3 protein-coding genes and 1 pseudogene are annotated in these 3,952 nt (G+C 26.4%); 1 reads left to right on the top strand and 3 read right to left on the bottom strand.

Annotated elements, in window-relative coordinates; all coding sequences use genetic code 11:
* On the bottom strand, positions 1–794 hold a 794-nt coding region (locus tag A500_RS06265), incomplete at its 3' end, for an ABC transporter substrate-binding protein (RefSeq protein WP_016206748.1).
* Between the two features lie 260 nt (positions 795–1,054).
* On the opposite strand from A500_RS06265, the gene A500_RS06260 reads away from it, so the two are divergent.
* Entirely contained in the window at positions 1,055–1,972 is a 918-nt protein-coding gene (locus tag A500_RS06260) for a DUF4003 family protein (RefSeq protein ID WP_016206747.1), read from the top strand.
* A 24-nt stretch (positions 1,973–1,996) separates the two neighbouring features.
* On the opposite strand, the pseudogene A500_RS06255 reads toward A500_RS06260, so the two are convergent.
* Positions 1,997–2,934: pseudogene (locus A500_RS06255) on the bottom strand (ribonuclease Z).
* A 183-nt stretch (positions 2,935–3,117) separates the two neighbouring features.
* A complete protein-coding gene (deoD, locus tag A500_RS06250) occupies positions 3,118–3,825 on the bottom strand; it encodes a purine-nucleoside phosphorylase (protein WP_016206746.1) in 708 nt (235 codons plus the stop codon).
* Positions 3,826–3,952: the final 127 nt, after the last annotated feature.

The following is a 3,952-nucleotide window of genomic DNA, read 5'->3' as shown; positions in this document are numbered from 1 at the left end:
TCTTTATTATTATCATTTACCCATTTAACTGATTCATCTACTTTAGTTATAAACTTTTCAAGAAAATCTTTATCATTGGCTATTATTTCTTCCTTAACTATTATACTTGCCTGTGGAAAACCTTTTTCACTATTAAATTGTTCTTTCCATAAGTCATTTAAACTAGCCACTATACTTATATTAGGTTTTTTACTTAATATAGTTGTTAAAGCTGGTTCAGGAACAACTGCATATTTAGCTTTTCCACTTAATATAGCTGGTGCTAATTCTGTAGCACCTCCAACATAACTTAAAGTAACATCATTTAAAATTCCATTTTGCTTTAATAAAGCTTTAAAAACTATATCAGGAGTTAATCCATTAGCTATGTTATATATCTCTTTTCCTTTAATGTCATTAAAATTTATTTCACCTTCAGTTGAAATCAAATATAAAGCTCCGAAGCCAGTTGTTCCAACTAACTTATATCCAAGACCTTTATTATAAGCTTGTGCTGCAATGTTAGATGGTACTATAGCTATATCTGGTTCTCCTTTCATAACTGCAGTTGCTAATGTATCTGCTGTATTTTCTATAGAATAATTAATAATGTGCTTATTATCAACCTGTATATTTTCTTTTATAAGCTTTGAAATTGCTGTAGCTGGAACCCCATTTGGTACAACTACTGATACTTCTTTTACTTCTTTATCGTCTATTATAGTTTCTTCTACTTCTCCTTTACAGCTTGTCAACGTCAATAGCATTGTAATCATAAATAAAATAATTACTTTCACTTTATTACTTTTTTTCATTTTATCTAACCTCCATATTTTACTACATATTACCATTATATCACTAATGTTAATATACTCAAATTTAAATACTTATAAACTTATATGATGTTATGAGTTATTTTTTATCTTATAAAGAGTTTTTTTGTATTGAATTAATTTTAATTTATAGTTATAATATTATTATAAATTTTAAGGAGATGAGAGTTTATGGTAGATGATAAAATTGAACTACTTATTAAAAATAGTAAGCTATTAGATAATGTAAAATCAACCTTGGTATGGGTACTTTTAAAAAATGTAACGCTTTAAACTTAACATTAAGAAATAGAAATGCAGATGTAGAAAAAATTAACAATTGTATAGATATAATAAGGAATAACTCTTCTATTTTTTCTAACTTTAGAGGTAATAATCTTTTAACTACTGCTGTCAATTTGTCTATACAAAATAATCCTGAAGAAAGTTTTAATGATATTATAATAATATATAATAAATTAAAAAATCATTTCTTCAATAATCAATTTTTAGTTTTAGCAGCTCAAATAATCTATAATTATAGAAATATAAATGATGTCGATTTAATAGTTGTAAATACTAGAAAAGCTTATGATACTATGAAAAAAAATCATTTATTTTTAACTGGTCAGGAAGATATTTGTGCTGCAGCTCTTATTGCAACAACTTCAAATAACGTAGAACAAACATTTATAGATATGGAAGAATGTTATAATATTCTAAAAAATAATGGTTTTTATAGTGGAAATAATCTTCAAGCTTTATCTCATATACTATCTCTCTTCGAAGGATTCCCACAAGAAAAATGTAATAAAGTACTTTTGTTAGATAAAATTTTAAGAAATCATTCTGTTCCTTTAAAAAGCTATTCTCTTCCAATTTTAGGAGTTGCTGCTCTCACCAATATAGATTACGAGAAATTTGCTACTGATTTAAATTCAGCAAATAATTATCTAAAAAAGCAACATGGATTCGGAAGTTTCTCTTTAGGATCAACTGTAAGAAATATGATAATAGCATCCTTACTTTCATTAGAATTTATAGAAAATAGTGATTCCTTAACTAAAGAGAAGTTAATTGAGACAACTAATAATATATCTTTAAATATTGTTCTTATAATGCAAATAGCAGCAGCAACTGCGGCTTCTTCTGCTGCTATAGCAGCTTCTTCTAGTAGTTAATTTTTATAAAAGCCTTAAAGATTACTATGTAAACTTTAAGGTTTTTATTATTTCATCTTCTCCTATTGTTACATTATTGAAAACTTCTGTTGCATTTTCTAAATATTCATTTGGATTAATCATAGCAGGACTAAAGTGAGTTAAAAGCATTTCTTTCACTTCACCATTCTTGGCTAAAGTTGCTGCTTCTCTAAAGGTCATATGCTTATTTTTTATAGCTTTATCTATGTCATTATCATCTCCATAAGTACCTTCACAGATAAATAAATCACTATCTTTTATAAAATTACATATATTACTTAGAGGTCTTGTATCAGTTATAAAACTTAATTTAATTCCTTTTCTTTCTTCTCCTAAAACCATAGTGTAGTCATATCTTATCCCTTCATAAACTATCTTTTCTTCCTTTTGTAATCTATTCCATAAAATTTTTGGTATATTCATATTGGTAGCTTTATTTATATCAAACTTTTTCTTCCTTTTAAAATAAAGACTATATCCTAAACAAATAGCTGAATGTTCAAGTTCTATAGTTTTTAAAACCAAATCACTTTTTTCACTTGTGTCTATTTGAAGTATATCTTTTTTAGATTTAAATATAATTTTGTAGGATTTTCTATTATATTTAAATCATAAGGTAAATAAGGAGCAATAACCCTAAGACTATTTACTACATTAGTAATTCCTATAGGCCCAACTATAGTTAAAGGATGTTCTCTTCCACTATTTCCTATTGTTGAAAGAAGCCCAGGAAGTCCTACAATATGATCTCCATGAAAGTGTGTTATTAAAATTAAATCTATTGCTTTAAATCCAAGCCCCATTTTTCTTATTGTTACTTGTGTTCCTTCGCCACAATCTATTAATATTTTTCTTCCTCTATAATTTATAAATAAAGATGATAAATTTCTATTTGGCATAGGCATTCCTCCACCACAACCTAATAGTGATATATCAATCAAATTAAACACCTTCTTTCTAAATTATTTTTTGCAAAATTACAATATGTATACTTTTATTTTTAGCATTTTACTTAACTAAATATATTAGCTATTTAATTGCTACTAATTTTAATATATAGATTTATAATTTAAATGTAATGAAGACAGTAGAAGTTTTTATCTACTGTCTTCATTATGCAAATATTATTTTGCTAATTCTAAGGCTATCTCCATCATATCAGTAAAACTTTTTTGCCTTTCTTCAGGAGTAGTTTCTATTCCTTTAAATATATGATCAGAAATTGTTAGTATAGATAATGCTTCTACTCCAAACTTTGCAGCTAGTGTATAAAGTTCTGCTGATTCCATTTCTACAGCTAAACAACCATAATCAGCCCATAGCTTTATTCCTACATTAGTATCATCATAAAATAAATCTGAAGATAAAACATTACCAACCTTAATGTTTAAACCTTTTTCTTTTCCTTTATTATAAGCTTCTAATAAAAGATTAAAGTTTGCAGTTGGAGCATAGTCCATACCTTGAAATCTTCTTTTATTTATTGCTGAGTTTGTTGAGGCACTTTGTGCTAATACTACATCTCTTACATTAACATCTTCATTAATTGATCCTGCTGATCCAATTCTAATAAGTCTTTTTGCTCCATAAAATTGAATTAATTCATTTACATATATAGAATGTGATGGTAAGCCCATTCCTGTTCCTTGTACAGATATTCTTTTTCCTTTGTATGTACCAGTATAACCATACATTCCTCTAACTTCATTATAACAAACAGGGTTTTCCAAATAATTTTCAGCTATAAACTTAGCTCTTAATGGGTCTCCTGGTAATAGTACTGTTTCTGCTATATCTCCTTCATTAGCCATTATGTGTAAATGCTTTGCCATATTTTAAAAGCCTCCTTAATTTATAATTAATAAAATACTATCATACTTATAAAGTTAAATAAACCTTTTCATTTTAAATTATCATTATTGTTATATTTATTATCAAAAAAATAAAATTTAAATTGCG

It is taken from the genome of Clostridium sartagoforme AAU1 (assembly GCF_000401215.1).
Classification (GTDB): domain Bacteria; phylum Bacillota; class Clostridia; order Clostridiales; family Clostridiaceae; genus Clostridium; species Clostridium sartagoforme.
The sequence above is the reverse complement of the archived record's forward strand: the minus strand, read 5'-3'. Positions and strand labels throughout refer to the sequence as shown.

Excerpts from the sequence above, each read along its gene's own strand:
- A500_RS06260 (WP_016206747.1), top strand. The coding sequence starts at position 1,055 with ATGGGTACTTTTAAAAAATGTAACGCTTTAAACTTAACATTAAGAAAT.
- deoD (WP_016206746.1), bottom strand. The coding sequence starts at position 3,825 with ATGGCAAAGCATTTACACATAATGGCTAATGAAGGAGATATAGCAGAA.